General features: G+C 62.8%; 23 protein-coding genes and 3 tRNA genes. 13 read left to right on the top strand and 13 right to left on the bottom strand.

The genetic code is table 11. From position 1 onward, the window contains the following. Positions 1-38: 38 nt before the first annotated feature. Both mazG and GGR44_RS01520 read left to right on the top strand, forming a co-directional pair. The gene (gene mazG / locus GGR44_RS01525) at positions 39-830 is read left to right on the top strand and encodes a nucleoside triphosphate pyrophosphohydrolase (RefSeq protein ID WP_246344266.1); all 792 of its coding nucleotides are present in this window, start codon (positions 39-41) and stop codon (positions 828-830) included. Continuing rightward, positions 788-1,306: a GNAT family N-acetyltransferase gene (locus GGR44_RS01520; RefSeq protein WP_183953667.1), complete on the top strand. Its 519-nt coding sequence runs from the start codon at positions 788-790 to the stop codon at positions 1,304-1,306. The genes mazG and GGR44_RS01520 overlap by 43 nt, the downstream gene beginning before the upstream one ends. On the opposite strand, the gene hflX is transcribed toward GGR44_RS01520, so the two are convergent. From hflX to dusB, 7 genes are all read right to left on the bottom strand, one after another. Then, positions 1,287-2,645 (bottom strand): GTPase HflX, encoded by a 1,359-nt coding sequence (hflX, locus tag GGR44_RS01515; RefSeq protein WP_183953666.1) that lies wholly within the window; start codon positions 2,643-2,645, stop codon positions 1,287-1,289. The two genes, GGR44_RS01520 and hflX, sit on opposite strands and share 20 nt — an antisense overlap. A 56-nt stretch (positions 2,646-2,701) precedes the next feature. Next, on the bottom strand, positions 2,702-3,184 hold the full coding sequence (hfq, locus tag GGR44_RS01510; protein WP_183953665.1) for an RNA chaperone Hfq: 483 nt from the start codon (positions 3,182-3,184) through the stop codon (positions 2,702-2,704). A 160-nt stretch (positions 3,185-3,344) separates the two neighbouring features. Continuing rightward, positions 3,345-4,715, bottom strand: a complete 1,371-nt coding sequence (gene ntrX, locus GGR44_RS01505; RefSeq protein WP_183953664.1) for a nitrogen assimilation response regulator NtrX — start codon at positions 4,713-4,715, stop codon at positions 3,345-3,347. Next, positions 4,705-6,912, bottom strand: a complete 2,208-nt coding sequence (locus tag GGR44_RS01500) for a sensor histidine kinase (RefSeq protein ID WP_246344299.1) — start codon at positions 6,910-6,912, stop codon at positions 4,705-4,707. Before GGR44_RS01500 ends, ntrX begins: the two co-directional genes overlap by 11 nt. A gap of 155 nt (positions 6,913-7,067) precedes the next feature. Beyond that, entirely contained in the window at positions 7,068-8,522 is a 1,455-nt protein-coding gene (ntrC, locus tag GGR44_RS01495; protein ID WP_183953663.1) for a nitrogen regulation protein NR(I), read from the bottom strand. Beyond that, positions 8,522-9,619 (bottom strand): two-component system sensor histidine kinase NtrB, encoded by a 1,098-nt coding sequence (locus GGR44_RS01490; protein WP_183954204.1) that lies wholly within the window; start codon positions 9,617-9,619, stop codon positions 8,522-8,524. The genes ntrC and GGR44_RS01490 overlap by 1 nt, the downstream gene beginning before the upstream one ends. A gap of 11 nt (positions 9,620-9,630) precedes the next feature. After that, positions 9,631-10,650 carry a tRNA dihydrouridine synthase DusB gene (gene dusB, locus GGR44_RS01485; protein WP_183953662.1) on the bottom strand — a complete coding sequence of 340 codons (1,020 nt, stop codon included), beginning with the start codon at positions 10,648-10,650 and terminating at the stop codon, positions 9,631-9,633. 108 nt (positions 10,651-10,758) lie between these two features. Between dusB and GGR44_RS01480 the strand changes: the two genes are divergently transcribed. After that, positions 10,759-11,937, top strand: a complete 1,179-nt coding sequence (locus GGR44_RS01480) for a bifunctional 2-C-methyl-D-erythritol 4-phosphate cytidylyltransferase/2-C-methyl-D-erythritol 2,4-cyclodiphosphate synthase (protein ID WP_183953661.1) — start codon at positions 10,759-10,761, stop codon at positions 11,935-11,937. A 4-nt stretch (positions 11,938-11,941) separates the two neighbouring features. Further along, positions 11,942-12,451, top strand: coding sequence for a CinA family protein (locus tag GGR44_RS01475; protein ID WP_183953660.1), 510 nt, complete (start codon positions 11,942-11,944; stop codon positions 12,449-12,451). Positions 12,452-12,489: 38 nt separating this feature from the next. Here GGR44_RS01475 and GGR44_RS01470 read toward each other — a convergent pair whose 3' ends face one another. Together GGR44_RS01470 and lipA are read right to left on the bottom strand one after the other, a co-directional pair. After that, positions 12,490-12,924, bottom strand: coding sequence for a type II toxin-antitoxin system RatA family toxin (locus tag GGR44_RS01470; RefSeq protein ID WP_183953659.1), 435 nt, complete (start codon positions 12,922-12,924; stop codon positions 12,490-12,492). 8 nt (positions 12,925-12,932) lie between these two features. Next, positions 12,933-13,880: a lipoyl synthase gene (lipA, locus tag GGR44_RS01465; RefSeq protein WP_183953658.1), complete on the bottom strand. Its 948-nt coding sequence runs from the start codon at positions 13,878-13,880 to the stop codon at positions 12,933-12,935. 65 nt (positions 13,881-13,945) lie between these two features. On the opposite strand from lipA, the gene GGR44_RS01460 reads away from it, so the two are divergent. From GGR44_RS01460 to GGR44_RS01445, 4 genes are all read left to right on the top strand, one after another. After that, the gene (locus GGR44_RS01460) at positions 13,946-14,584 is read left to right on the top strand and encodes a carbonic anhydrase (protein ID WP_183953657.1); all 639 of its coding nucleotides are present in this window, start codon (positions 13,946-13,948) and stop codon (positions 14,582-14,584) included. A 31-nt stretch (positions 14,585-14,615) separates the two neighbouring features. Continuing rightward, positions 14,616-15,383 carry an NYN domain-containing protein gene (locus GGR44_RS01455; RefSeq protein WP_183954203.1) on the top strand — a complete coding sequence of 256 codons (768 nt, stop codon included), beginning with the start codon at positions 14,616-14,618 and terminating at the stop codon, positions 15,381-15,383. After that, on the top strand, positions 15,383-15,664 hold the full coding sequence (locus GGR44_RS01450) for an acylphosphatase (protein WP_183953656.1): 282 nt from the start codon (positions 15,383-15,385) through the stop codon (positions 15,662-15,664). Before GGR44_RS01455 ends, GGR44_RS01450 begins: the two co-directional genes overlap by 1 nt. 205 nt (positions 15,665-15,869) lie before the next feature. Beyond that, a complete protein-coding gene (locus GGR44_RS01445) occupies positions 15,870-16,796 on the top strand; it encodes a cytochrome-c peroxidase (protein WP_246344265.1) in 927 nt (308 codons plus the stop codon). Positions 16,797-16,817: 21 nt separating this feature from the next. On the opposite strand, the gene GGR44_RS01440 is transcribed toward GGR44_RS01445, so the two are convergent. The 3 genes from GGR44_RS01440 to GGR44_RS01430 all read right to left on the bottom strand — a co-directional run bounded on the left by GGR44_RS01440 (position 16,818) and on the right by GGR44_RS01430 (position 17,411). Continuing rightward, positions 16,818-16,893 (bottom strand) — tRNA-Ala (locus tag GGR44_RS01440). A gap of 18 nt (positions 16,894-16,911) precedes the next feature. After that, positions 16,912-16,987, bottom strand: a tRNA-Ala gene (locus GGR44_RS01435). Between the two features lie 88 nt (positions 16,988-17,075). Beyond that, the gene (locus GGR44_RS01430) at positions 17,076-17,411 is read right to left on the bottom strand and encodes a TIGR02300 family protein (RefSeq protein ID WP_183953654.1); all 336 of its coding nucleotides are present in this window, start codon (positions 17,409-17,411) and stop codon (positions 17,076-17,078) included. 178 nt (positions 17,412-17,589) lie between these two features. Here GGR44_RS01430 and aroA point away from each other — a divergent pair, with 178 nt between their 5' ends. The 4 genes from aroA to GGR44_RS01410 all read left to right on the top strand — a co-directional run bounded on the left by aroA (position 17,590) and on the right by GGR44_RS01410 (position 21,576). Then, positions 17,590-18,900 carry a 3-phosphoshikimate 1-carboxyvinyltransferase gene (aroA, locus tag GGR44_RS01425; protein ID WP_183953653.1) on the top strand — a complete coding sequence of 437 codons (1,311 nt, stop codon included), beginning with the start codon at positions 17,590-17,592 and terminating at the stop codon, positions 18,898-18,900. Between the two features lie 361 nt (positions 18,901-19,261). Then, a complete protein-coding gene (gene rpsA, locus GGR44_RS01420; protein WP_183953652.1) occupies positions 19,262-20,974 on the top strand; it encodes a 30S ribosomal protein S1 in 1,713 nt (570 codons plus the stop codon). 158 nt (positions 20,975-21,132) lie between these two features. After that, a complete protein-coding gene (locus GGR44_RS01415) occupies positions 21,133-21,414 on the top strand; it encodes an integration host factor subunit beta (RefSeq protein ID WP_183954202.1) in 282 nt (93 codons plus the stop codon). A gap of 76 nt (positions 21,415-21,490) precedes the next feature. Further along, positions 21,491-21,576 (top strand) — tRNA-Leu (locus GGR44_RS01410). Here the strand turns inward: GGR44_RS01410 and GGR44_RS01405 are convergent. Then, complete coding sequence (locus GGR44_RS01405; protein ID WP_183953651.1) at positions 21,555-22,199, bottom strand: hypothetical protein; 645 nt, start codon at positions 22,197-22,199, stop codon at positions 21,555-21,557. The two genes, GGR44_RS01410 and GGR44_RS01405, sit on opposite strands and share 22 nt — an antisense overlap. 123 nt (positions 22,200-22,322) lie before the next feature. On the opposite strand from GGR44_RS01405, the gene GGR44_RS01400 reads away from it, so the two are divergent. Further along, positions 22,323-24,107 (top strand): cation:proton antiporter domain-containing protein, encoded by a 1,785-nt coding sequence (locus tag GGR44_RS01400; RefSeq protein WP_183953650.1) that lies wholly within the window; start codon positions 22,323-22,325, stop codon positions 24,105-24,107. Positions 24,108-24,141: the final 34 nt, after the last annotated feature.

Genomic DNA, 24,141 nt, shown 5'->3' with positions numbered 1-24,141 from the left:
TGACCTTAGCAGCAAATCGTGGAAAGCGAACGATCACCATGCCCGCCGATACCGCCAGTCCGGCCGACATCATGCCGCTCGCACAGATCATGGCCCGGTTGCGCGATCCGCAACTGGGGTGCCCATGGGACGTTGCGCAGGACTTCGCTTCGATCGCGCCCTATACGATCGAAGAAGCCTATGAAGTCGCCGACGCCATTGCCCGCAACGATATGGCCGCGTTGTGCGACGAACTGGGCGACCTGTTGCTGCAAGTCGTGTTCCATGCGCGCATGGCCGAACAGGCGAACGCCTTCGCGTTGCAGGATGTGATCGACGCGATCAGCGCCAAGATGGTGCGCCGTCATCCGCATGTCTTTGGCGATGGCGCGGATCGCACCACGGGCCATGCCCAGTGGGAAGTCATCAAGGCGCAGGAGCGCGCGGAGAAGGAGCCCGACCCCAGCGCGCTGGCCGGAGTCGCCCTCGCCCTTCCCTCCCTGCTCCGTGCCGAGAAGTTGCAGAAGCGCGCGGCGCGCACCGGGTTCGACTGGCCGGATACGCAAGGTGCGGTGGCCAAGATTCACGAGGAACTGGATGAAGTCCACGGCGCGGCGACGCCTGATGAACAGGAAGAGGAAGTGGGCGACCTGCTGTTCGCGGTCGTCAACCTCGCTCGTCATCTAAAGATCGATCCCGAAACCGCTCTGCGAAAAGCGAATATCAAATTCGAACGCCGGTTTCGCGCGATGGAGGCGGATGCGGGCGATCGCTTCGTTGAGCTGTCGCTGGAAGACAAGGAGGCATTGTGGCAGCGGGCGAAGCAGAAGCTCAAGGCGTCGGACGGCTGATTCGCCCGGCGACGGCGGCAGACGATGACGCCATCTGGGCGCTATTGGAGCCAGTGATCCGGGCTGGCGAAACGCTGGCCGTGCCGCGCGATATGGACCGGGCGAGCGCCCTTGCCCTGTGGCTGGCGCCCGAACGCACAACGCGGCTGCTGGTCGAGGACGGCGTCGTGCTCGGCATATTCTATGTCCGCGTGAACCAGCATGGCGGCGGCGCCCATGTCGCCAATGCCGGTTATGTGACGGCCCCCGCCGCGACCGGCCGGGGCGTGGCGCGCGCCATGTGCGCAGCCTCCTTCGATCTGGCGCGCGCGCTTGGCTATCGCGCCATCCAGTTCAATTTCGTGATCGCCACCAATGAACGGGCGGTGGCGCTTTGGCGGGCGATGGGATTCGCGACCGTCGGCCGGTTACCCGGCGTATTCGATCACCCGCGTCATGGGCTGGTCGACGCCTTTGTCATGCATCGCTGGCTGTAGGATCGCCCTCGCCCTGCCGCTTTTTGAAGCGGGCCAGCGCCGACGCCGACAGCCGCGCGTCGACGATCATATGGTCATCCTCCATATGGCTGCCTAGCACCTCGCCATGCTCATGCAGCCAGGCGACAGCCGCGCCATCGGACAGCGGGATTTCCAGCCGGTGCGTGGTCGCTCCCGCCGTCAGACGGGCGCTGACGGCGCGCTGAAGGTCTGGAACCCCCTCTCCCGTCAAGGCCGACAGGATGACGACGTCATCGCGCCGGGCCGCCAGTTCGCGCGCATGTTCGCGGCCCTCCGCATCGAGCAGGTCCAGCTTGTTCCATGCCTCGATCATCGGGACAGGCTCGCTCGCCTCCCCATCCCGCGCCAGCGCCCCCTCTCCCGCCACGCCCAGTTCACCGAGCACATCGAGGACATCATCCCGCTGCGCCTCGCTATCGGGATGGGCGATGTCGCGGACATGGATGATGATGTCGGCGGCCAGCACTTCCTCCAGCGTCGCGCGGAAAGCGGCGATGAGCTGGGTGGGAAGGTCGGAAACGAAACCCACCGTGTCCGACAGGATCGCCTTGTCCAGTCCGGGCAGCGCGATTTGCCGCATGGTCGGGTCAAGCGTGGCGAAGAGCAGGTCTTCCGCCATGACGTCGGCGCCTGTCATCCGGTTGAAAAGCGTCGATTTTCCAGCGTTGGTATAACCCACCAGCGCAATGACCGGCCATGGCGCACGCTGGCGACGGGCGCGATGCAGGCCGCGGGTGCGGGTCACCTGGTCCAGTTCGCGCCGGATCTTGGCCATCCGGTCGCGGATCATCCGCCGGTCAGCCTCGATCTGGGTTTCACCCGGACCGCCCAGAAAGCCGAAACCGCCGCGCTGCCGTTCTAGGTGGGTCCAACTGCGCACCAGCCGCCCCGCCTGATAATCGAGATGGGCCAGTTCGACTTGAAGCCGTCCTTCATTGGTGGCCGCGCGCTCACCGAAGATTTCCAGAATGAGCCCGGTGCGGTCGATGACCTTGGCCTCACAGGCCTTTTCCAGATTGCTTTGCTGGACCGGCGACAGGTTGTTGTCGACGATAATGAGTTCGGCATCGTCCTGCCGCGCCAGCGTGGCGATCTGTTCCACCTGACCGCTGCCGAACAGGGTCGCGGGCTTGCGATCACGCACGCGAAAGCTTTGCGCCGCGCGCACATCAATGCCGATCGCCAGAGCAAGGCCGCGCGCTTCCTCCAGCCTGGCGTCGCTGTCACGACGATCAGCGCCGTGGGTTTCTGCATGAACGACGATCGCGCGTGCGCCACGCGCGACCTCGTCTTCACTGTCGCGGTTGAAAATCGCCATGCCGGTCTATGTGGACGACCGCGCCGAACATGTCCATCGGCGCGATCGGGTCGCGATCAATCCTCGCCTTCACCCTCACCCGACAAGTCGAGCGAATGAAGCGGCTGAACGGTGGAAATCGCGTGTTTGTAGACAAGCTGAACCATGCCGTCGCGTTCCAGCAACATGCAGAACAGGTCGAAGGCCGCGATTTCGCCCTGAAGCATCACGCCGTTCACCAGAAACATGGTGACGGGGCTGCCCGACTTGCGCACGGCGTTCAGGAAGATTTCCTGAAGCAGCTTGGGCTTGCGGTCGCCATCGCTGGACTTGCGAAGTTCGGTAAGGTCCATGGACTGGGCCGGCATCACCGTCGAAATGGCGTGCTTGTAAACCAGTTGCGACTGACCGTCGCGGCGCAACAGCACCGAAAAATTGTCGAACCAGGTGATGATGCCCTGAAGCTTCACGCCCTTGACCAGGAACATGGTGACAGGGGTCTTGGTCTTGCGCAGATGATTCAGGAAAATATCCTGCAGGTTGTTCACTTTATCGGCCATGTATTCCAGCCTTCCGTTATTGGCGGGACGTTACCCGCTCCTTGCACCCCTGGGCAGGGTGTCGTGCCTGATCCCGCTTGTCGGGAACGCTTCATCTATATCGCAGTTGCGAAAGGTCGTCCATGCCCGGATTGCCGCCCCCGCAAATTTGACGGTCCCGTCACTCCTTGTCTTCGGTGATCCCCAGCAGCTTGAGTTTGCGATGCAGGGCCGAACGCTCCATGCCGATGAAGGTCGCGGTGCGCGAAATATTCCCGGAAAAGCGCCTGATCTGAATCCGCAGATATTCGCGCTCGAAGCTTTCCCGCGCCTCGCGCAACGGCGCGCCCATGATGGCGGAATGGCCCGAGCCCTCCCCCACTCCGCCGCTCGTCATTTCGGGCGGCAGCATGTCCAGTTCGATCCGCCCGATCCGGTCGCCGGGCGCCAGGATCATCGTGCGTTCGATGACGTTGCGGAGTTGTCGAACATTGCCGGGCCATTCATGCGCTTGCAGGGCCGCCATGGCGTCACTCGCCATATCCGGCGGCGAAACACGGCGATCCGAGGCAAAACGGGCAAGATAATGTTCGACGAGGGACGGAATATCGTCGCGCCGGTCGGACAGCGGCGGGATGACCAGCGGCACGACATTAAGGCGGTAGAACAAGTCTTCCCGAAACCGACGCTCCTCAATCTCCGTCGCCAGATCGCGCGCTGTTGAGGAAATGACCCGCACATCCACCTTCACCTGACGCTGCCCGCCGACACGGGTAAAGCTCTGATCGGTCAGCACCCGCAATATCTTGCCCTGCGTCGTCACCGGCATGTCGGCGATTTCATCGAGATAGAGCGTGCCGCCATGCGCCTGTTCCAGAAAGCCGGGACGAACAAGGCCGCTGGGGTCTTCCACCCCGAACAACTCTTCCTCGACCCGGTCCGGGTCCATCCGTGCAGCCGCGACGATGATGAATGGGGCATCAGCGCGACCGCTCCAGCTGTGGAGCATCCGCGCCGCGACTTCCTTGCCTACGCCGGCGGGGCCGGAGATCAAAACGCGACTGCCGGTTCCCGCAACCTTTTTGATGGTCGCGCGCACGGCATTGATCGCCGCTGATGTGCCGGTGAGTTCGTCATCCTGCCCCACGCGCGCGCGCAGCGCCTGGTTTTCCCGCCGCAAGCGCTCCGTCTCCGTCGCGCGCGCGACCAGATGCAGCAACCTGTCGGCTTCGAACGGCTTTTCGATGAAATCGGCGGCGCCTTTTCGAATGGCGGCGACGGCGGTGTCGATATTGCCATGACCGGAAATCATCAGCACGGGGATGCTGGGGTCACGCCGCTTGATCTCGTCGAGCAATTCAAGCCCGTCCATCCGCGAACCCTGAAGCCACACGTCCAGCAGGACCAGTGAAGGGCGGCGCGTCGCCAGCGCGTCGAGCGCCGCATCGCTGGAAGCGGCTGAACGGGTTTCAAACCCTTCATCCTCCAGAACACCCGCGACAAGATCGCGAATATCCTCCTCATCGTCGACAATCAGAATATCAAGCGCCATTTGCCGTTACTTTTCCATGATCGTTACCGGGGGCGGATATGGGTACGACCCGCCCTTCTTCCATCCTGTCGAGCATCGCTGCATCAAATCGAAGCGTCACCTTTGCGCCCCCGCCCGGCCTGTCCTCGAAACGGATTTCGCCCATATGCTCCTCGACAATCTTCTTGACGATCGCCAGGCCTAGACCCGTGCCCTTGGCCCGCGTCGTCATATAGGGTTCCAGCATCCGCTCGCGTTCAGGCGGCAGGCCGATGCCGTCGTCCTGCACTAGGATCGTGAGCGCATTGTCAATGCGCGCGATGTCCATGCTGATGTGACCGGTCAAAATTTCACCATTTTTCGATTTTTGTTCAATAGCTTCTACCGCATTTTTAACGATATTCGTTAAAGCTTGCCCCAGCTGTCGCCGATCACAGACAAGTTCGGCATCATCCTGGCCCTGACTGAAAGTGAACTCGATTTCCGGGTGAGCCACTTCGTGCAGGAACAGCGCATGGCGCGCGATATCGGCGATAGCCTCGCGCCGGAACACCGGTTTGGGCATGCGCGCGAAAGAGGAAAATTCGTCTACAATCCGTCGCAAGTCGCCAACCTGCCGGACGATCGTGCCGGTCAGCCGGGCGAATGTCGCCGGATCGTTTGTCACATCCTGCCCGTAGCGGCGCTGAAGCCGCTCCGCCGCGAGCTGGATGGGCGTCAGCGGGTTCTTGATCTCGTGCGCGATGCGGCGAGCAACGTCGGACCAGGCGGCGCGGCGCTGGTCCGACAATTGCTGTGTGATGTCGTCAAACGTCAGAATATGGCCTGGCGCATCGTGCGACACCTTCACCGCCAATGTCCGCATTTCGCCTTTCGAGCTAAGCTGAACGATACCGCCATGCTCCTGCGAGCCCGCCAGTTCGGCCAGCTCGGGCGAGAGCCAGGCCAGAGGGCGTCCCACCGGGTCGATATCCCCATCGACCAGGATCGCGGCAGCCGAGCTGTTGAGCAACTGGACGATGCCGTTCTGGTCGACCGACAACACGCCGGCGCTCACCCCTGAAAGAATCGCTTCGATAAAGGCCCTGCGATTGTCGAGCTGGCTGTTGGCAGCCACCAAAGCGCCGGTTTGCGCCTCAAGCCGCTGGGTCATGCGGTTGAACGCTTCGGCCAATGTCCCGATCTCGTCACGCGACTGCGGCGTCGTCACGCGCGCCGACAGATCGCCCGCGGTAATGCGGCGGGCCGCCTGCACCAGCTCGTTAACCGGCCGGACCATCCAATCCGCAACAGCAAGCGCGATATAGACGGCGATGCCGACCAGCAGCAGCGATCCGAAAAACAAGGCAATATTGAACCGCAACTGGAGCTGACGGGATTGTGCGGCAAAGGCGTCGAGATCCGCCAGCACCGTTTGGGCGCGTTCCACATTGCTGAACGCCGAAGTCTGGGAATCGCGCACGGCATAAAGATAGATTTGCCGGTTGGGATAGAGCAGCGTCACCGCCTCGATCTCATTGGGCTTGGCCATCACGACCACATTTTCGCCAGCCTTGAGCCGCTTGACGATGTCGGGCGACACGATGGCCGCCGCCGGCCGGCTGTCGGGGTCGACGGTGGCCGCCGTCCGCGCCACGCCATCCTTGCCCACTTCGACAATGGCCGATCGGTTCAGCTTTCGCGTGACAACCTGATAGATATAACCTTCTGCAAAAGTCGGGCTGGAAACCTTTGATTGCGTTAAATAATCTCGCAAATCGCTGGCCATGGTGACGGTTTCGTCGCCGACTTCGCGCAGATTTTGCTCATAATAGCCGCGCGCCAAATCGCTGGCGTTTTGCAGCATCCCGCGCGTGCTGTCGGAAAACCAGAACTGGACGCCATATTGGAAGAGCAATGACGCGAAGATCACGACCAGCAGCATGGGCACGCTGGCGATGATCGAGAAGATCGCGACCAGCCGGACGTGCAACTGCCCGTCGCTGCCGATCACCGATTTGGCGGCCCGACGTTTGGCCACGCGCCGCCCCAGCAGGACCAGCAGGGCGATCGCCGGCACCAGATTGGCGACGAGAAGAAGGGCGACGATCGGCGGCGTCAGCAAGGTATAGGATTGGCCCTGTCCGGACAGCAGGCGATAGGTGAGCGCGGCAATGCCCATCATCGCGCACAGCGTCACGACCTCTATGGCCGCCGCCACCTTGCCGGACAGGCGCAGCGAGCCCCAATATGGCCGACGACGCGGCGTGAGAGCAAGAGAGAGCGCGTCACCAGTCACAGTGGCATTCTTACAACAATGCCGTGCCCGTTCAACCACAGCATTTGCTATCGACCGCGCCGTTGATCGAAACAGGCCGTCGTTTCGTCGCGCTGTCAGTCCATCAATCGCAACTGCACTGGGTCGAGCCCATAATCGGTCAGCTTTTTGCGCAGGGTGTTTCTGTTGATGCCCAGAAGGCCTGCCGCCCGGATCTGGTTGCCGTCGACATTGGCCAGCGTTTCCTGGAACAAGATCGGTTCCACCACGGCGAGCAGATCATCGTGCAGCGACAATTGCGCCTGCCCAAGACCGATCGACAATTGCCGCCTCGCCCATTCGCGCACCGCGCCAGCAAGCTGATCCGCGCTGGCCGCCGCTTCGGCGGGCACGGTGCCCAGAGGCAGCGCCTGCCGCAGCATGTCGGCGGTAATCATGTTCTCGCGCGCCAGCACGGCCATGCGTTGCATCAGATTTTGAAGTTCGCGTACATTGCCCGGCCAGTGATAGGCCATCAGCAGTTGCGCGGCGTCGTCCGACAGGGCTTTGCGTGGAAGGCCCTCGCGCGCGGCCAATTCCAGGAAATGACGGGCCAGCAAGATCACGTCCTCCCGCCGTTCGCGCAGCGGCGGAAGATCGATAGGCACGACGTTCAGGCGATAATAAAGATCCTGCCGGAACAGGTTGGCCTCGATCAGCGTGGGCAGTTGCTTGTTGGTGGCGGCGATGATGCGGACATTGACCTTGATCGCCTTCGACCCGCCAACGGTCGTCACCTCGCCGGACTGGAGCACGCGCAGCAGGCGCGTCTGGGCCTCCATTGGCATGTCGCCGATTTCGTCCAGGAACAATGTGCCGCCCTGCGCCTGTTCAAATTTGCCGGCGGTGCGGGCATGGGCGCCGGTGAAGGCGCCTTTTTCATAGCCGAACAATTCCGCTTCGATCAGTTCGCGGGGGATGGCCGCCATGTTGATCGCGACAAAGGGCTTTGTCCGGCGCTGGCCCAGGCTGTGAATCGCTTCTGCGACCAGCTCCTTGCCGGTGCCCGATTCGCCCAGCACCAGAATCGACAGATCGTTGGAAAGCACGCGGGCGATGGTGCGATACACCTCTTGCATGGCGGGCGACCGGCCGACCAGCGGCAGGCCGTCATGCGGGAAGTCGGCGGTGCGCTCCCCTTCCCCGTCTCTCGCCGCCCGCCTGGTCGCCAATGCGTCGGCCACGGCGCGAGTCAGTTCGTTCAGGTCGAACGGCTTGGGCAGATATTCAAACGCGCCCTGCTCGGTCGCCCGGATCGCCGTGTTGAGCGTATTCTGCGCCGACAGGACGATCACATTGATGCGGTGTTCCTGCGCGATGATCTGGGCGACATCGTCCAGGCCATCGCCATCGGGCAGCATCACGTCGGTGATCAGCACATCGGGCGCAAAACTTTGCAAAAGCGCCGCGCGCTCGCGAATGGAGGAGGCGATCTTGACCTTATGCCCCTGGCGCCGCAGCGCCTCGCCCACCACGACGCAGATGGCGGGATCGTCGTCGACGACGAGGACGGAACCGGGTTGCGAGGCCATCACCCCATGCCCATCGGCAGGAGGATGCGAAAGGTGGATTCGCCCGCTTCGCTGTCGCGGGAATATTGGACGAAACCGCCCATGTCCCGCACCAGCTTGTCGACAAGCGCCAGCCCCAGCCCCTGGCCGTCGCGCTTGCCCGTGATGAACGGGTTAAACAAATGGTCCAATATATGTTCGGGCACGCCCGGCCCATTGTCGATCACCAATATCTCGATGGGCAGCACGGCGCTGCCCTTGCCCTTCTCCCGAACGAAGGACATGCCATGGCGAAAGGCGGTCTCCACCCGGACACAGGGCTTGTCGATATGGTCCAGCGCCTCGGTCGCGTTCTTCAGCAGGTTGATCATCACCTGCACCAGCGCGTCATCGTTGATGACGGCAAAGGGCAAGGACGGATCATAACGCTTGATGATGCGGATGTTGCGGGCAAAGCCGGCGGCCGCAATCCCTGCCGCCCGATCCAGCAACGGATAGATATTGGCGGGACGGCATTCAAGGTTGGATGCGGTCGTGAAATCCTGCATCCGGTCGATCAGCGCGGCGATCCTGTCGACCTCGTTGCAGATAAGCTGGGTCAGGGCCGAATCATGGCCGTCATTGCCGGATTCCAAGAGTTGTGCGGCGCCGCGTATGCCCGACAGCGGGTTCTTGATCTCATGCGCCAATATGGCGGCTGCGCCCATGGCGGAACGGGCCCCGCCCGTGCTGCCCCGATGGCCGATCTTGCGCGCCTGCCCCTGCGCATGGATCGACAGGATGCGCCAGCCTTCATGGTCGATGATCGGGGAAATCATCAGGTCGACCTCCATTTCCGCCGTGCGACCAGCGTGCACCTTGATGTCATAGGCGGCGATGGGCTTGTTGGTGTGCCAGATGTCGAAACGCGTGCCGGCTTCCGCTATGCGCACGGTGCGCGTGATGTCGCTGTTGATGATGGCGGAACGGGCCATGTTCAGCATCGTTTCCGCCCGCACATTGGCGTCGGCAATGCTGTTGTCCGGCCGGATCACCAGGGTCGCCACGGGCAACGCCGTCATCAATTCGGCAAGGGTCGGCCCCTCCTGAAACTCGTGCAGATTGGGGATCGCCGCCATCACAGTGCCAATCACGCCGCCTTGCGGGGGCGCGACGCCAGATCCGCTTCGATCAGCGGTTCATAAAAACCGGCCAGCATGTCGAGCACGCGCGCGCCACTGGGCTCCTGATTGACGGCGTTGCGGAAATCCGCCGACCCGGGCAGGCCGCGCGTGTACCAACCGATATGCTTGCGCGCCATATTGACGCCGGTGTGGCCGTCATAATGGTCCAGCATCGCGCGATAATGGTCGATGATGACGCCATATTGCTCCGCCAGCGACGGGTCTGGAATGCGTTCACCCGCCGCCATCCAGCGCATAACCTGTCCGATCAGCCACGGACGGCCATAGGCGCCGCGCCCGATCATCACGCCGTCGGCGCCGCTCTGTTCCAACGCCAGGTCGGCATCCTCGATCGAGCAAATGTCGCCATTGACGATCACCGGCAGCTTCACCGCATCCTTGACCTTGCGGACAAAGGCCCAGTCGGCCGACCCCTTATACATCTGGCAGCGGGTGCGGCCATGGACGGTAATGAGCTTCGCGCCCAGATCCTCCGCGATATGGGCAAGTTCGGGCGCATTGAGGCTGCCATGGTCCCAGCCCATGCGCATCTTGACGGTGACGGGCACGTCAACCGCCTTTACCGTCGCCTCGATCAGCGCGGCGGCCAGCGGCAGGTCGCGCATCAGCGCGCTGCCGGCGTCGCCATTGACCACCTTTTTCACCGGACAGCCCATGTTGATGTCGATGATCGCAGCGCCGCGGTCGGCATTGAGCTTCGCGGCTTCGGCCATTTCGGTGGGGGAACAGCCGGCGAGCTGCATCGACACGGGCTCCTCCACCGGATGCCAGGCCGCCTTTTGCAATGACTGGCGCGTTTCGCGGATCATTGCGGCCGTGGCGATCATCTCGGTCACGTTCAGGCCCGAACCGTAACGGCGGACGAGAGTGCGGAACGGCATGTCCGTCACGCCGGTCATCGGCGCCAATATGACCGGCATGTCGATCGTCACCGGACCGACATGGATGGGGGAAAGCTTGCTCATTGCCTGGATCAAAACTGCCTAAAAAACAGGCAGGCCATAGCGCGAAACCGCCCATCCGGCAAGCGATGGGGTCTGGCGAGACGCGGGACGCTCGGCTATGCGCCGGGCATGACGATGGACAAGCGCAACATTGCCGCGCTGCTGGTGGCTGCGGGTCAGGGCAACCGGGCGGGCGGCGATATTCCCAAACAGTTCCGAGCCGTTGGCGGCAAGGCGGTGATCGCCCATGCTTTCGACGCTCTGGCTGGGCATGGCGCCATTGGCGCGGTGTATGTGGTGGTCGGCCACGGGCAGGCGGAAACGGCCAGCGCCCTGCTCACGGGACGCAATGTGGCGGGCTTCGTTGCGGGCGCTGACACCCGCCGGGGTTCTGTGCGCGCCGGCCTGGAAGCGATAGCGCAGGCCGGCGGCGCCGACTTCGTGCTGATCCACGATTGTGCCCGGCCGTTCCTGCCCGACGAAGTGACAGATCGCCTGCTGTCGGCCTTGGCCAAGGGACATGGCGGGGCAATACCGGTGCTGCCGGTGGTCGACACCCTCGCCCGCGCCGAGGGCGAGCATGTGGGCGGAATCGTCGACCGCAGCGGGGTGTTGCGGGTCCAGACGCCCCAGGCGTTCCATTTCGACAGCATACTGGCTGCGCATCGCGGATGGGGCGAGCAGCGAGAGGCCACTGACGACGCTCAGATGCTGAAGGCATGGGGCCATGACGTCAAAAGCGTGGAAGGCGATGAAAGGCTAAACAAATTGACCTACCCCGAGGATTTCGATCAGGCGGAAATCCGCCTGGCCGCCAGGCGGGTGACGCGGGTGGGCATGGGTTATGATGTCCACCGGCTGGCGGCCGGGGAGGAATTATGGCTCTGCGGCGTTCGCATCGCTCATGAAAAGGGCCTTTCCGGGCATAGCGACGCTGACGTCGCCATCCATGCGCTGGTTGACGCGCTGCTGGGCGCGCTCGCCGACGGGGACATAGGCAGCCATTTCCCGCCGTCCGACCCGCAGTGGCGGGGCGCGCCTTCGTCCCGTTTTCTTGCCTATGCGCGCGATCGGGTGGCGGCGCGCGGCGGCGTGATCGACCATGTCGACCTGACGATCATCTGCGAAGCGCCGAAAATCGGTCCGCATCGCGACGCCATGCGCGCGCGCATCTCTGAATTGCTCGCCTTGCCCCCGCCATGCGTCAGCGTGAAGGCCACGACCACTGAACGACTGGGTTTTGCAGGCCGGGGCGAAGGTATCGCCGCACAGGCCATTGCAACCCTCTCCCTGCCCGCGCTATCGTAACGTCATGCCTGACACCATCTTGCCCTCCGCGCTTGTCGAACTGGCCGACCGCGTCGTCATCGCCAATCGTCGCGCCGGTCGCACCATCGCCGTGGCCGAAAGCTGCACTGGCGGCCTGGTCTCTGCCGCCCTTACCGAAATCGCGGGATCATCCGACGTATTTGAAGCGGGATTTATAGTTTATTCCAACGACATGAAGGCTGAACTGCTGAAGGTTTCCCAGGATGTTCTGGAAACCTTCGGTTCAGTGTCGATCGCGACGGCATGGGCCATGGCGCAAGGGACGCTGAACAAGAGCCATGCCCATGTCGCGGTCGCGATTACAGGCATAGCCGGTCCCGGTGGCGGCACCGAGCAAAAGCCGGTGGGCACGGTGGTTTTTGCCCGCGCCGAACGGGGCGCGAGCCCAGACAAGGTGGTCGCCGATCTTCGCCATTTCGAAAATGATGGTCGCGGCGGAATCCGCCTCCAGGCGGCGCTGTGCGCTCTGGAGCTCTTGTTGCCGGACCCGTGAAACGGCGGCGACGGTTGCGCCCCGCCCCGCTCCCGCGACTATTTGGCGTATAGCTCCGCAGCCCGTTTCTCAAACGCGCCGATCATCTTGCGGAGCGCCTTTTCAAACATTTGCGCCGCCAGCATGTCGAACAGCTTGTTCTTGAATGCGAACTCGACCTCGAAATCGACGGTTACGCCGCCGGTCCCGTTCGGACGGAATTTCCATTCATTGTGCAGATGTTTGAGCGGGCCATCCACATAATCGACGCGCACATGGCTCGGTCGCGCCTTGTGAACCCGCGAAGTAAAGCTCTCCTTGATCCCTTTATACCCGACCAGCAGATCGGCCACCGTCTCCGTCTTGCTGTCGGTGCGCACGCGCACCGAGTTAACCCAGGGCAGGAAATGGGCATAGGAACCGACGTCGGACACCAGGTCGAACATTTGTTCAGGCGTGTAGGGTAAGGAACGGGTTTCGTTATGCTTGGGCATGGATTGGGTCAGAGCTCCGATTTCATCGCTTTTTTGGCTAATTGCGCCTCGCGCGCAAGCTTCATTTCCGCAAAATCCTTGCCGGCATGGTAACTTGAGCGTGTCAAAGGACTGGAAGCCACCTGCAGAAAGCCCTTGGCGCGCGCAATCGCGGCATAGGAATTGAACGCCGCCGGCGTCACAAACTCCATGACCTTGGCATGTTTGGGCGTGGGCTGAAGATATTGCCCCATGGTCAGGAAATCGATGTCGGCCGACCGCATGTCGTCCATCACCTGATGCACTTCCAGCCGCTCTTCGCCCAGGCCCAGCATGATGCCCGATTTGGTGAAGATGGACGGATCGAGCCGCTTGACAGTCTCCAGCAGGCGCAGTGAGGCATAATAGCGCGCACCCGGCCGTATGGTGGGATAGAGCCGGGGCACCGTTTCCAGATTATGATTGTAAACATCGGGCCGCGCCGCGACGATCATCTCAATCGCCCGCTCATGCTTGTTGCGGAAATCGGGCGTCAATATTTCGATGGTCGTGCCCGGCGTCGTGCGGCGCAGCGCCTCGATCACCTTGACGAACTGGCCAGCGCCGCCATCGGGCAGGTCGTCCCGGTCGACCGATGTGATGACGATATGTTCCAGCCCCATTTCCGCAGCCGCATCGGCCAGATTCTGGGGCTCATTCACGTCAACCTTGCGCGGCATGCCGGTTTTGACGTTGCAAAAGGCGCAGGCGCGCGTGCATACATCGCCCAGGATCATCACGGTTGCGTGCTTTTTGGTCCAGCACTCCCCGATATTGGGGCAGGCCGCCTCCTCGCACACTGTCGCCAGCCCTTTTTCGCGCATCAGCTTGCGCGTTTCGTTGTAACCCTTGCTGGTCGGCGCCTTGACGCGGATCCAGTCGGGCTTGCGGGCGCGTTCGGGCTTTTCCGGGGCGGACATGGGGGACAGGTCATTCATGCGCTTCAAATAGCGCCGGAGTCGCCCTCTTGCCAGCCCTGATCGAGTTGGGCACAGAATGTCCTATGACTGAATTTTCCGATATGCTCGCTGGTTATCAGCGTTTCCGCAACACAGGATGGTCCCAGCAGCGCGAACGCTGGGACGAATTGAACGACGGGCAGTCGCCGCGCGTGATGGTGATCGCCTGTTCCGACAGCCGCGTGGACCCCGCCCAGATATTCGACACCAGCCCCGGCGAAATCTTCGTCGTGCGCAATGTCGCCGCGCTGGTGCCGCCGTTCGAGACGACTCCGGGCCACCATGGCGTGTCGGCCGCACTCGAATTTGCCGTTCAGGTGCTCAAGGTCGGTGAAATCGTGGTGATGGGCCATGGCAAATGCGGCGGCTGCAAGGCTGCGCTCAGCCATGATCTGAAGGATGCGCCTCCGGGCGAAGGCGGCTTCATACAGAACTGGATCGACCTGCTCGACCCCGCACGCGAAACGGTTATTGCGCAATATGGCGACGATCGCGGCCGCGACGCCGAACGGGCGATGGAGCAGGAAGGCGTGAAGGTCAGCCTCGCCAATTTGCGCACTTTCCCGTGTGTCCGCTTGAAAGAGCGGAATGGCGAACTGAAGCTCATCGGCGCCTTCTTCGCGATATCCGACGGGCTGCTGCATGTGCTCGATGAGACAACGGGGGCTTTTTCCCCGGCCTGAAATGAACATGGGAGGAGGCGGTCGCAAAGACATGCGGCGGGAAGGCTCTGGGAATATCGCCTTGCTCATCGACGCAGACAATGCGTCGACGGCGCATTTCGATCCGGTGATGACCGTCTTGGCGGAACTGGGCACGGTCAACATCCGCCGCGCCTATGGCAACTGGAGCAAGGCGACGCTCAAGACCTGGGCGGCGCTCTCCATCGCCCAGGCGATCGAGCCGCAGCAGCAATTTGACCTGACCAAGGGCAAGAACGCCACCGACATGAAGATGACCATCGATGCGATGGACCTTCTGGCGAGCGGGCGAATTGATGGCTTTGGCCTGATGTCGAGTGACAGCGACTTTACCCCGCTGGTGACCAGATTGCGGCAGGATGGCATCCCGGTCTATGGTTTTGGCACCGCAAATACGCCTGAGGGTTTCCGACGCGCCTGCACCCGCTTCATCGATGTGGCGGCTCTGAGCGCGCAAGAGGAGCCTGACACGCTTGAAAACGGCCCGATCCAGGGGGCGCCGAAGCCGCCAGCCGAGACCGTCGCGGCGAAAGCGCCAGTCGCCGCAAAGGGCGTGGACCCGGAGGTCGTGAAGCTGCTGATCGACGCCTATGACGCGGTCAAGCGAGACGAAAATGGTTTTGCGGCGTTGAGCGCCGTCGGCCAACTGGCGGGCAACCGTTCCAGTTTCGACGTCCGCAATTACGGATACAAGCGGCTGTCCGACCTCGTCAAGGCGGTGCCTCAGTTCATGACAGAGGTCCGCACCGGCGGACAGACCTGGATCAAGCGGGTGCGCTGATGGCGTTGGCCGCTCGCCAGATCATCATTTCAGGCCGGGTGCAAGGCGTGTTCTTTCGCGACTGGACGATGAAGCAGGCGCAGGATCTGGGACTGAGGGGCTGGGTGCGCAATCTGTCGTGTGGATCCGTGGAAGCGCTCGTCGAGGGCGAACGGTGCGCCGTGGATCAGATGATCGCCCGGATGCGACGCGGGCCATCCACCGCCCGGGTCGACAAGCTGGTGGTGAATGAACTGCCACCCGCCGGACTGGACGGATTTACGCGGCGTCCGATCGCCTGAAGATATCCCCCTTCACCCTTTGACGCATGCCTGCCGACCCGGCAAAACGCATCGTGCAAGTGCGGATGGGGGCATGTTTCCGATGCGATTGGCGGCGCGTTCAAAGCAGAATTGGCGCAGATGGGCTTTGTTTCCTGTCATGCTGACAGGACTCGCCAGCGTAGCCGCAGCAATAGTGCCGGGATCGACATGGCGATGGCCAGCCTTGCCCTCCGGCGTCGCGCCGCCGCTCGTCCCCGCCGACAACGCGATGAACGCCGCCAAGGTGGCGCTGGGCAGGCGCCTGTTCCATGAACGCGCTCTTTCCGCCGACAACAGCCTGTCCTGCGCCGATTGTCATCAGCAATCGCGCGGCTTTACCGATGGGCAGGCGACCCACGCGGGCGTCACCGGCGAAATGGGCGTGCGCAATGTGCCTGGCCTCGCCAATGTGGGCTGGCGCAGGGGACTGACCTGGGCGGACGTGAACCTCAACACGCTTGAGGAGCAGGCCATGGTGCCGATGACGGGGACAAAGCCGGTCGAAATGGGCATGGCTTCGAATGACGCAGAGATCAAAAAGCGGCTGACCGGCGACCCCTGTTACGTCCGCCTATTTCAAACGGCCTTCCCCGGCCGCACTAACTCCATCAGCTTTGCCGGGGTTTCGGCCGCTCTGGGCGCTTTTCAGAGAAGCTTGATATCTTTTGGCGCGCCCTATGACCGGCGCCGGCGCGGCGAAAGCGGCGCAATGAGCGCCATGGCGGTTCGGGGCATGAAGGAATTCAATCGGATAGGGTGCGCATCCTGCCATAGCGGGGCGCATTTCACCGACGACGCCACCCATTATACCGGCACCGCCGCCCCAGGCGAAACAGATGCATCCGCCTATGGCGGAAAACCGCCGCCGCCCGGTTTCGAACCGCCGGTCGAACAATTCCGCACGCCGGGACTGCGCAATGTCGCGGTGACTGGCCCCTGGCTGCATGACGGATCGGCAACCAGCATGGACATGGCGGTGCGCCGGCACGCCGCAAGCGCGCTCGCCGACGCGGACATGCCCGCGATCCTCGCCTTTCTGGAGGCGCTGACGGACCGTGCTTTCCTGACGGACGCTCGATTCGGGCCGCCGGAGAAGGCCTGTCCAGTTTGATATGTCTGTGACGAACGGTCCTGGTGGAGCCTAGCGGGATCGAACCGCTGACCTCCTGCATGCCATGCAGGCGCTCTCCCAGCTGAGCTAAGGCCCCGTCAGTAACCAATTGCGATGGTGGAGCCTAGCGGGATCGAACCGCTGACCTCCTGCATGCCATGCAGGCGCTCTCCCAGCTGAGCTAAGGCCCCTTGAACCATCATCGGCGCCGTTTGGGTCCGGCGCTTTGGAGGCGCTGCCATTAGGTCGCAGCACCCTCCTTGGCAAGAACAAAATGACTTAGTTGTCGTCGCTGTCGTCGTCGCCGGCGGCATCGACGCCCAGGTCGTCGTCGCCGCCCAGATCGACGTCATTATCCGGCGAATCTTCGTCATCATCGACGTCGATGTCCAGATCCAGATCGTCGTCGGCCGTCTCCAGCTTGCCGTCGGCGGTTTCGATGACCTTCTTGGGCGCTTCCTCATAAGGCAGCGGCTGCTTGGACTTCAGCACCGGCTCCGGCTCCCACGCCGCGCCGCAGTTGATGCAGGTTACGGGATCGTCCTTGCCCAGGTCATAGAAGCGGGTCGCGCATTTCGGGCAGGTTCGCTTCGTGCCCCATTCAGCCTTGACCATGTCCGGCCTAATCCTTTTTGCTCTGAAACAGAAATCACGCGGCACACCCTTTAGTGTCCGCGAAACGTCGCGCGCCTTGCCATAGCGTGGCCGCGCTGTCAAAAGCCGGGCGCGTTTTTTCCTCCCTCCCTGCCATCGGACCCCTTTTGTGAACGCCCATAACGACCAGCCAAGACCGATGACCTTCACCGCCGCACCCGCCCTGTCGGGCGCCATCGGCGTGCCCGGCGACAAGAGCATTTCCCATCGTTCGCTGATGCTGTCGGCGCTGGCCGTGGGGGAAAGCCGGGTCGAAGGGCTGCTGGAGGGAGAAGATGTTCTGGCCACAGCAGCCGCCATGCGGGCGATGGGCGCGGACATCATGCGCGATGATGACGGCATCTGGCATATTCATGGCGTGGGCGTCGGCGGCCTGATGCAGCCTGCGACCGCGCTGGACATGGGCAATAGCGGCACCTCGACGCGCCTGCTGATGGGGTTGCTCGCGAGCCATGACCTGACCGCCACCTTCATCGGCGACGCCTCGCTCAGCAAACGTCCGATGGGCCGGGTGATCGAACCGCTGTCGGCAATGGGGGCCAGCTTCGCCGCGAGCCCCGGTGGCCGTCTGCCGCTCACGATGCGCGGCCTGTGCCCGGCCGTGCCGATCAGCTATCGCCTGCCGGTGGCGTCGGCGCAGGTCAAATCGGCCATATTGCTCGCAGGGCTGAATATGCCCGGCCAGACACAGGTGATCGAGCCGGTTCCCACGCGCGATCACAGCGAGCGGATGCTGCGCGGCTTTGGCGCGGATCTGGAAGTCGCGGTTGAAGCCGATGGCGCGCGAATCATCACGCTGACGGGTGAGGCGGAGTTGCGGCCGCAATCCATCGTCGTGCCCGGCGACCCGTCCTCCGCCGCCTTCCCCATGGTCGCGGCGCTGATCGTTCCGGGATCGCGGGTGACGATCACCAATGTCGGCCTGAATCCGACCCGCGCCGGCCTGGTGGAATTGTTGCAGGAAATGGGCGGCGATGTGACCGTCATCAACCCCCGTGAAGTGGGCGGCGAGCCTGTCGGCGATCTGGTGATTGCGGCATCGGCCTTGCGCGGGGTCGACCCCGATCCGGCCCGCGTGCCATCGATGGTGGACGAGTTTCCGATCGCCTTCATCGCCGCCGCCATGGCGCAGGGGCGCTCCACCTTCCGCGGACTGGAGGAACTGCGCGTCAAGGAATCGGATCGCATCGCCGTAATGGCGGCGGGCCTGCGGGCCATAGGCGTTGTCGTCGAGGAACTGGACGACGGGATCATCATCGAAGGGCGCGGCGGCGATCCCCTGCCCGGTGGCGGCCCCATCGCGACCCATCTCGACCATCGTATCGCCATGAGCTTCGCCGTCGCGGGACTGGCCTCGCGCAATGGCGTGACCATCGACGACATGCGCCCTGTCGCGACCAGCTTTCCCGGCTTTGCACCCCTGTTGACGACCCTTGGGGCGACAGGTTGACCGTCATCGTCCCCGCTATGCCGCAATCCACTACAAGGCTTGCGATTTTCCGGGCTTTTCGCTAAGGCGCTGCTCGTCCGGCGGGTTGCCCGCGCTTGTGGACGCGCAGCAGAAGCGCCGCCTTTATCGCGGCGTGGCCAGGCGCATGGATTTTCCATGCGCCCTTTTGTCTTATCCGCTCCGCCCCTCTCCAAGCGCATCGGCTCGCGGGATGCCTGCATCGCATGACGCCGTGCGGGCGGTTTGGCCAGGATTTCGGTCGCTTCTGATCATAACGGTCCGGGGTGTGCGCCGTCATCCAGTTTGCAAAGACCGCCGGACCCAACCGGCTGGCCAGCAATGATGAATGAAGGAAGACTTGATGGCCTCGACGGCATTTCCCTCGCGCGACGATTTCGCCGCGCTTCTCAATGATTCTCTCGGTGGCGAAGATGGCGGCTTTGAAGGCCGCGTCGTAAAGGGCACCGTTACCGGCATCGAAAACGACATGGCGCTGATCGACGTCGGCCTGAAGAGCGAAGGCCGCGTTCCGCTGCGCGAATTCGCGATGCCGGGGCAGAAGGCCGACATCAAGGTCGGTGACGAAGTCGAAGTCTATGTCGATCGCGTCGAAAACGCCCATGGCGAAGCCATGCTGTCGCGCGACCGCGCGCGCCGTGAAGCCGCCTGGGACAAGCTGGAAGCCGAGTTCACCGAAAGCGCCCGCGTCGAAGGCGTCATCTTCGGCCGCGTCAAGGGCGGCTTCACCGTCGATCTCGACGGCGCCGTGGCCTTCCTGCCCGGCAGCCAGGTCGACATCCGCCCAGTTCGCGACGTCACCCCGCTGATGGACATTCCCCAGCCTTTCCAGATCCTCAAGATGGATCGCCGTCGCGGCAACATCGTTGTGTCGCGTCGCGCCATCCTGGAAGAAACCCGCGCCGAACAACGCAGCGGCCTCATCCAGACGCTGGCCGAAGGCCAGATCATCGAGGGCGTCGTCAAGAACATCACCGATTATGGTGCGTTCGTTGACCTGGGCGGCATCGACGGCCTGCTGCACGTCACCGACCTCAGCTACAAGCGCATCAACCACCCGAACGAGATGATCAACATCGGCGACACCGTCCGTGTCCAGATCATCCGCATCAACCGCGACACGCAGCGCATCTCGCTCGGCATGAAGCAGCTGGAAAGCGATCCGTGGGAAGGCGCCAGCGCCAAATATCCGGTCGGCGCCAAGCTGTCGGGCCGCGTCACCAACATCACCGAATATGGCGCCTTCGTGGAACTGGAAGCGGGCATCGAAGGCCTGGTCCACGTTTCGGAAATGTCCTGGACCAAAAAGAACGTCCACCCCGGCAAGATCGTTTCGACCAGCCAGGAAGTCGACGTCATCGTTCTGGAAGTCGATCCCGACAAGCGCCGCATCAGCCTTGGCCTCAAGCAGGCCCAGAACAACCCCTGGGACAGCTTTGCCGAACGTCACCCGATCGGTTCGACCGTCGAAGGCGAAGTCAAGAACGCGACCGAATTCGGCCTGTTCATCGGCCTGGATGGCGACGTCGACGGCATGGTTCACATGTCCGACATCGCCTGGGGCATTTCGGGTGAAGACGCGCTGGCCCTGCACCGCAAGGGCGAGACGGTTCAGGCCATCGTGCTCGACATCGACGTCGAAAAGGAACGCATCAGCCTGGGCATGAAGCAGCTGGAGCGCGGCGCTCCGGTCGCCGGCGGCACTTCGGCTGCGGCCGCTGGCCTCAACAAGAACGCGACGGTCACCGTCACCGTTCTGGAAGTCCGCGACGGCGGCCTGGAAGTCCAGGCCGGCGAAGATGGCGCCATTGGCTTCATCAAGCGCAGCGACCTGGGCCGCGACCGCGACGAACAGCGTCCCGAACGCTTCCAGATCGGTCAGAAGTTCGACGCTCTGGTCATCGGCTTCGACCGCGCCAAGAAGCCCAACTTCTCGGTCAAGGCGCTTCAGATCGCCGAGGAAAAGCAGGCCGTCGCGCAATATGGTTCGTCCGACAGCGGCGCTTCGCTGGGCGACATTCTGGGCGAAGCCCTGAAGGCCAAGAGCGAAGGCTGATCGCCCTTGCTTCGATGAAATGGGCCCGCCGGACAATGTTCGGCGGGCTTTTTCATTTCCGTAACGATTTCAATCCATGCCAATTGTCAGCAGCTTGCAGACAGTTTATGCTCGCTTCTTGCGCATTGACGGCGCGAGACAAGCCGCATGGAGAGAATATGATCCGCTCGGAGCTGATCCAGACGCTTGCCCAGGAAAATCCCGGCCTCACCCTGATGGAGGTGGAGCGGATCGTCGACATCTTCTTCAAGGAGATTGTGGACAGGCTGGCCGCTGGCGGCCGCGTCGAGTTACGTGGCTTTGGCGCTTTCACGACGCGCGCCCGCGAGGCCCGCACCGGCCGCAATCCCCGGACCGGCGAACAAGTGCCGGTCGACGCCAAGCGCGTCCCCTATTTCAAACCCGGCAAGGAAATGCGCGAGCGGCTCAATACAAAATAGCCTGCGCCCTTGACCATCATGGCCTGCCCCGGCAGTGGTGCGGCGCGCTGACGGGCTGTCCCGTCAGGCTCCATCTGCGGACGTGGCGAAATCGGTAGACGCAGCGGACTTAAAATCCGCCTTCCCCTGGAAATGCGGGTTCAAGTCCCGCCGTCCGCACCAGTGGCCTTGATCGAAGCGGCAGTCGCTTCCTGTTCTGTCGGGACCGGGGAAGTTGTGGATCGGGCGGGTGGCTGCGACATCGCCGAAGCGGCTATCGACCTTGAGCCGGGCGGTTCAGCGATTGCAGTGATCGCGATGCCCAAAAGAAAACAGCAAGAACTTAATAGACCGCCAATGAGCGATGGCCGGAGCATGTTTCTGGCGCGGCCATAAATCAGTCTGTTATCGGCTTCCCGATCGGCCATGCGAATGCCGGTCGCAGCGACGCTCACCCAATAGGACACAACGCCCATATATAATGCAGCTACCCTGTTCAAATTCAGAAAGAGCAAAAAGCCCGACAGGTTTGCGAACATGAGCCCGGCGCAAAACACCGATGCTGCAAACTTCTTGTATATCAGCACAATGTCGGCACCGATGACCGCCACCGCTGCGCCGCCATTCATAATAAGCAACGATCCAATGACCCAACGGCCAACTGCGGCGCTACTGTCCTGTGTTGTGCGGACGAAGCCACAGGCAACCTCGATCATGTGCTGGGCAAATATACGGCTTTGTTCTGGATCGTCGAATTTTGACGATGGGTTAGCGCCTTCCGCCATGCCGCCTCCTGTTTCAAACATGAAACGCCGACAAGGTTAGAGAAATGGCCAGTGAAGCCAAGACCTGAGTCTGGCCGGCAAAATCATTTCTCAGGTCAGAGCTTTAAGCTGGAAAACGCCACGCTTCCCAGCAATGATGCCACTATGGCAGGTGCGATAAATCCCCATTCTTTCAGCGATTCCCTCGTCATCCTGGGGGCGGCCGGGTTGGTCATTCCAGGGTTCGCCCGTTTCCGAATCAGCCCCGTCATCGGGTTCATTCTGGTCGGCCTCGCTGTAGGGCCCGCAGGGCTCGGCTCTCTGGTCGGGCAATATCCCTGGCTCTATCATGTGACCATTTCCGATCAGGAGGCGATTGCGCCCTTTGCCGAGCTGGGGATCATTCTGCTGCTCTTCTCCATTGGACTGGAACTGAGTTTCCGACGATTATGGACGATGCGAACACAGGTTTTCGGTGTCGGCGCCGCTGAACTCATCGGCAGCGCCCTGTTCATCGGCCTTGGCCTCTATCTTCTGGGGCAACCGTGGACGGGCGCGGTCGGCCTTGGCCTCGCCCTGTCTTTATCCTCGACCGCGCTCGTCCTGCCCATGGTCGGCACACAGGGCGCGGTTGGGCGATCCGCCTTCTCCATGCTGCTCTTTGAGGATCTGGCGCTCGTCCCGATCATCTTCATGCTCGGCGCCCTCGCCCCGTCGATCGCGGCTGGCCCCGATGGCGCTTGGAAAAATCTCGTCGATACGCTGGTCAGGGGCGGCATCACGATCACTGTCATGCTGGTGCTGGGCCGCTTCATCCTGCCGCATATCTTCAGCCAGGCGGCCCGCACCAAAAGCCCGGAAGTCTTTCTGGCCGCCAGCCTTCTGGTCGTCATCGTTTCCAGCCTGGCCACGTCGCTGGCCGGTCTGTCGCCGATCGTGGGCGCGCTGCTCGCGGGCCTGCTGATCGCCGAAACCGAATATCATGGCGAAGTCGAGGTGATGACCGCCCCGTTCAAGGGACTGGCGCTGGGCGTGTTCCTGATCACCGTGGGGATGAGCCTCGACATCCGCGTCATCCTGGCCAACTGGCAGGGCCTGCTGCTGGCCGTTGTCGGCGTGGTGATCGTCAAGACGCTGGTGACGGCGCTGCTCCTCTATTTATCCGGCGCGCGGCGTGGGGTGGCGCTGGAGGTCGGCGTGCTGATGTCCAGCCCCTCCGAAACGACCCTGATCGTTCTGGGCACGGCGGCGGCGGCGCAATTGATCCTGCCGTCGACAGCCGCCTTCTGGCAGATCGTTACCGCCATCGGCCTGACGATCACGCCGCTGCTCGCTCGTCTTGGCCATGATTTCGCGCGGATGCTGGAGATGGCGACCGGCGACGATCCGCCGTCGGCCCATGAGGAATCGTCCGAACCGGCCGCTGTCGTCATCGGATTCGGGCGCGTCGGGCGCATGGTGTGCGATCTGCTCAAGCAGCATAACCAGCGCTTTGTGGCGGTCGAATCCGACCCAGACACAGTCGCGGAAGCGCGGCGGAATGGCTATCCGATCCTATTCGGAGACGTTTCGCGCCCAGAAATGCTCGACAAGCTGCGTCTCGGCCATGCCCGCGCTTTGATCCTGACGATGGACGATCCGGTTCTGTCCGTGCGCGTAACGAAGCGGGTGCGTGGCTGGGTGCCGGACCTGCCGATCATCGCGCGTGCGCGAGATGCCGAACATGCGGCGCAGCTTTACAGGGCGGGCGCCAGCGACGCCGTGCCCGAAACGCTGGAAAGCTCGCTGCAACTGGCGGAAACCGCTCTGGTCGACCTGGGCGTCGCGATGGGCCCGGTCATCGCGTCCATCCATCAAAAGCGCGAGGATCTGCGCGAAGGAATCAAGGAAGCCGCCAGCATGGAGCAGGCGCCAAAGCTCCGTCGCCTGAAGGCTGACGAGACGCCCTGAAACATCAGGGGGCGTCCACCGGCATCCCAGCGTT

The organism is Sphingobium fontiphilum (genome assembly GCF_014196635.1).
GTDB classification, from domain to species: Bacteria; Pseudomonadota; Alphaproteobacteria; order Sphingomonadales; family Sphingomonadaceae; genus Sphingobium; species Sphingobium fontiphilum.
Note: the sequence above shows the minus strand (reverse complement) of the source record. Positions and strands in the feature narration are given on the sequence as shown.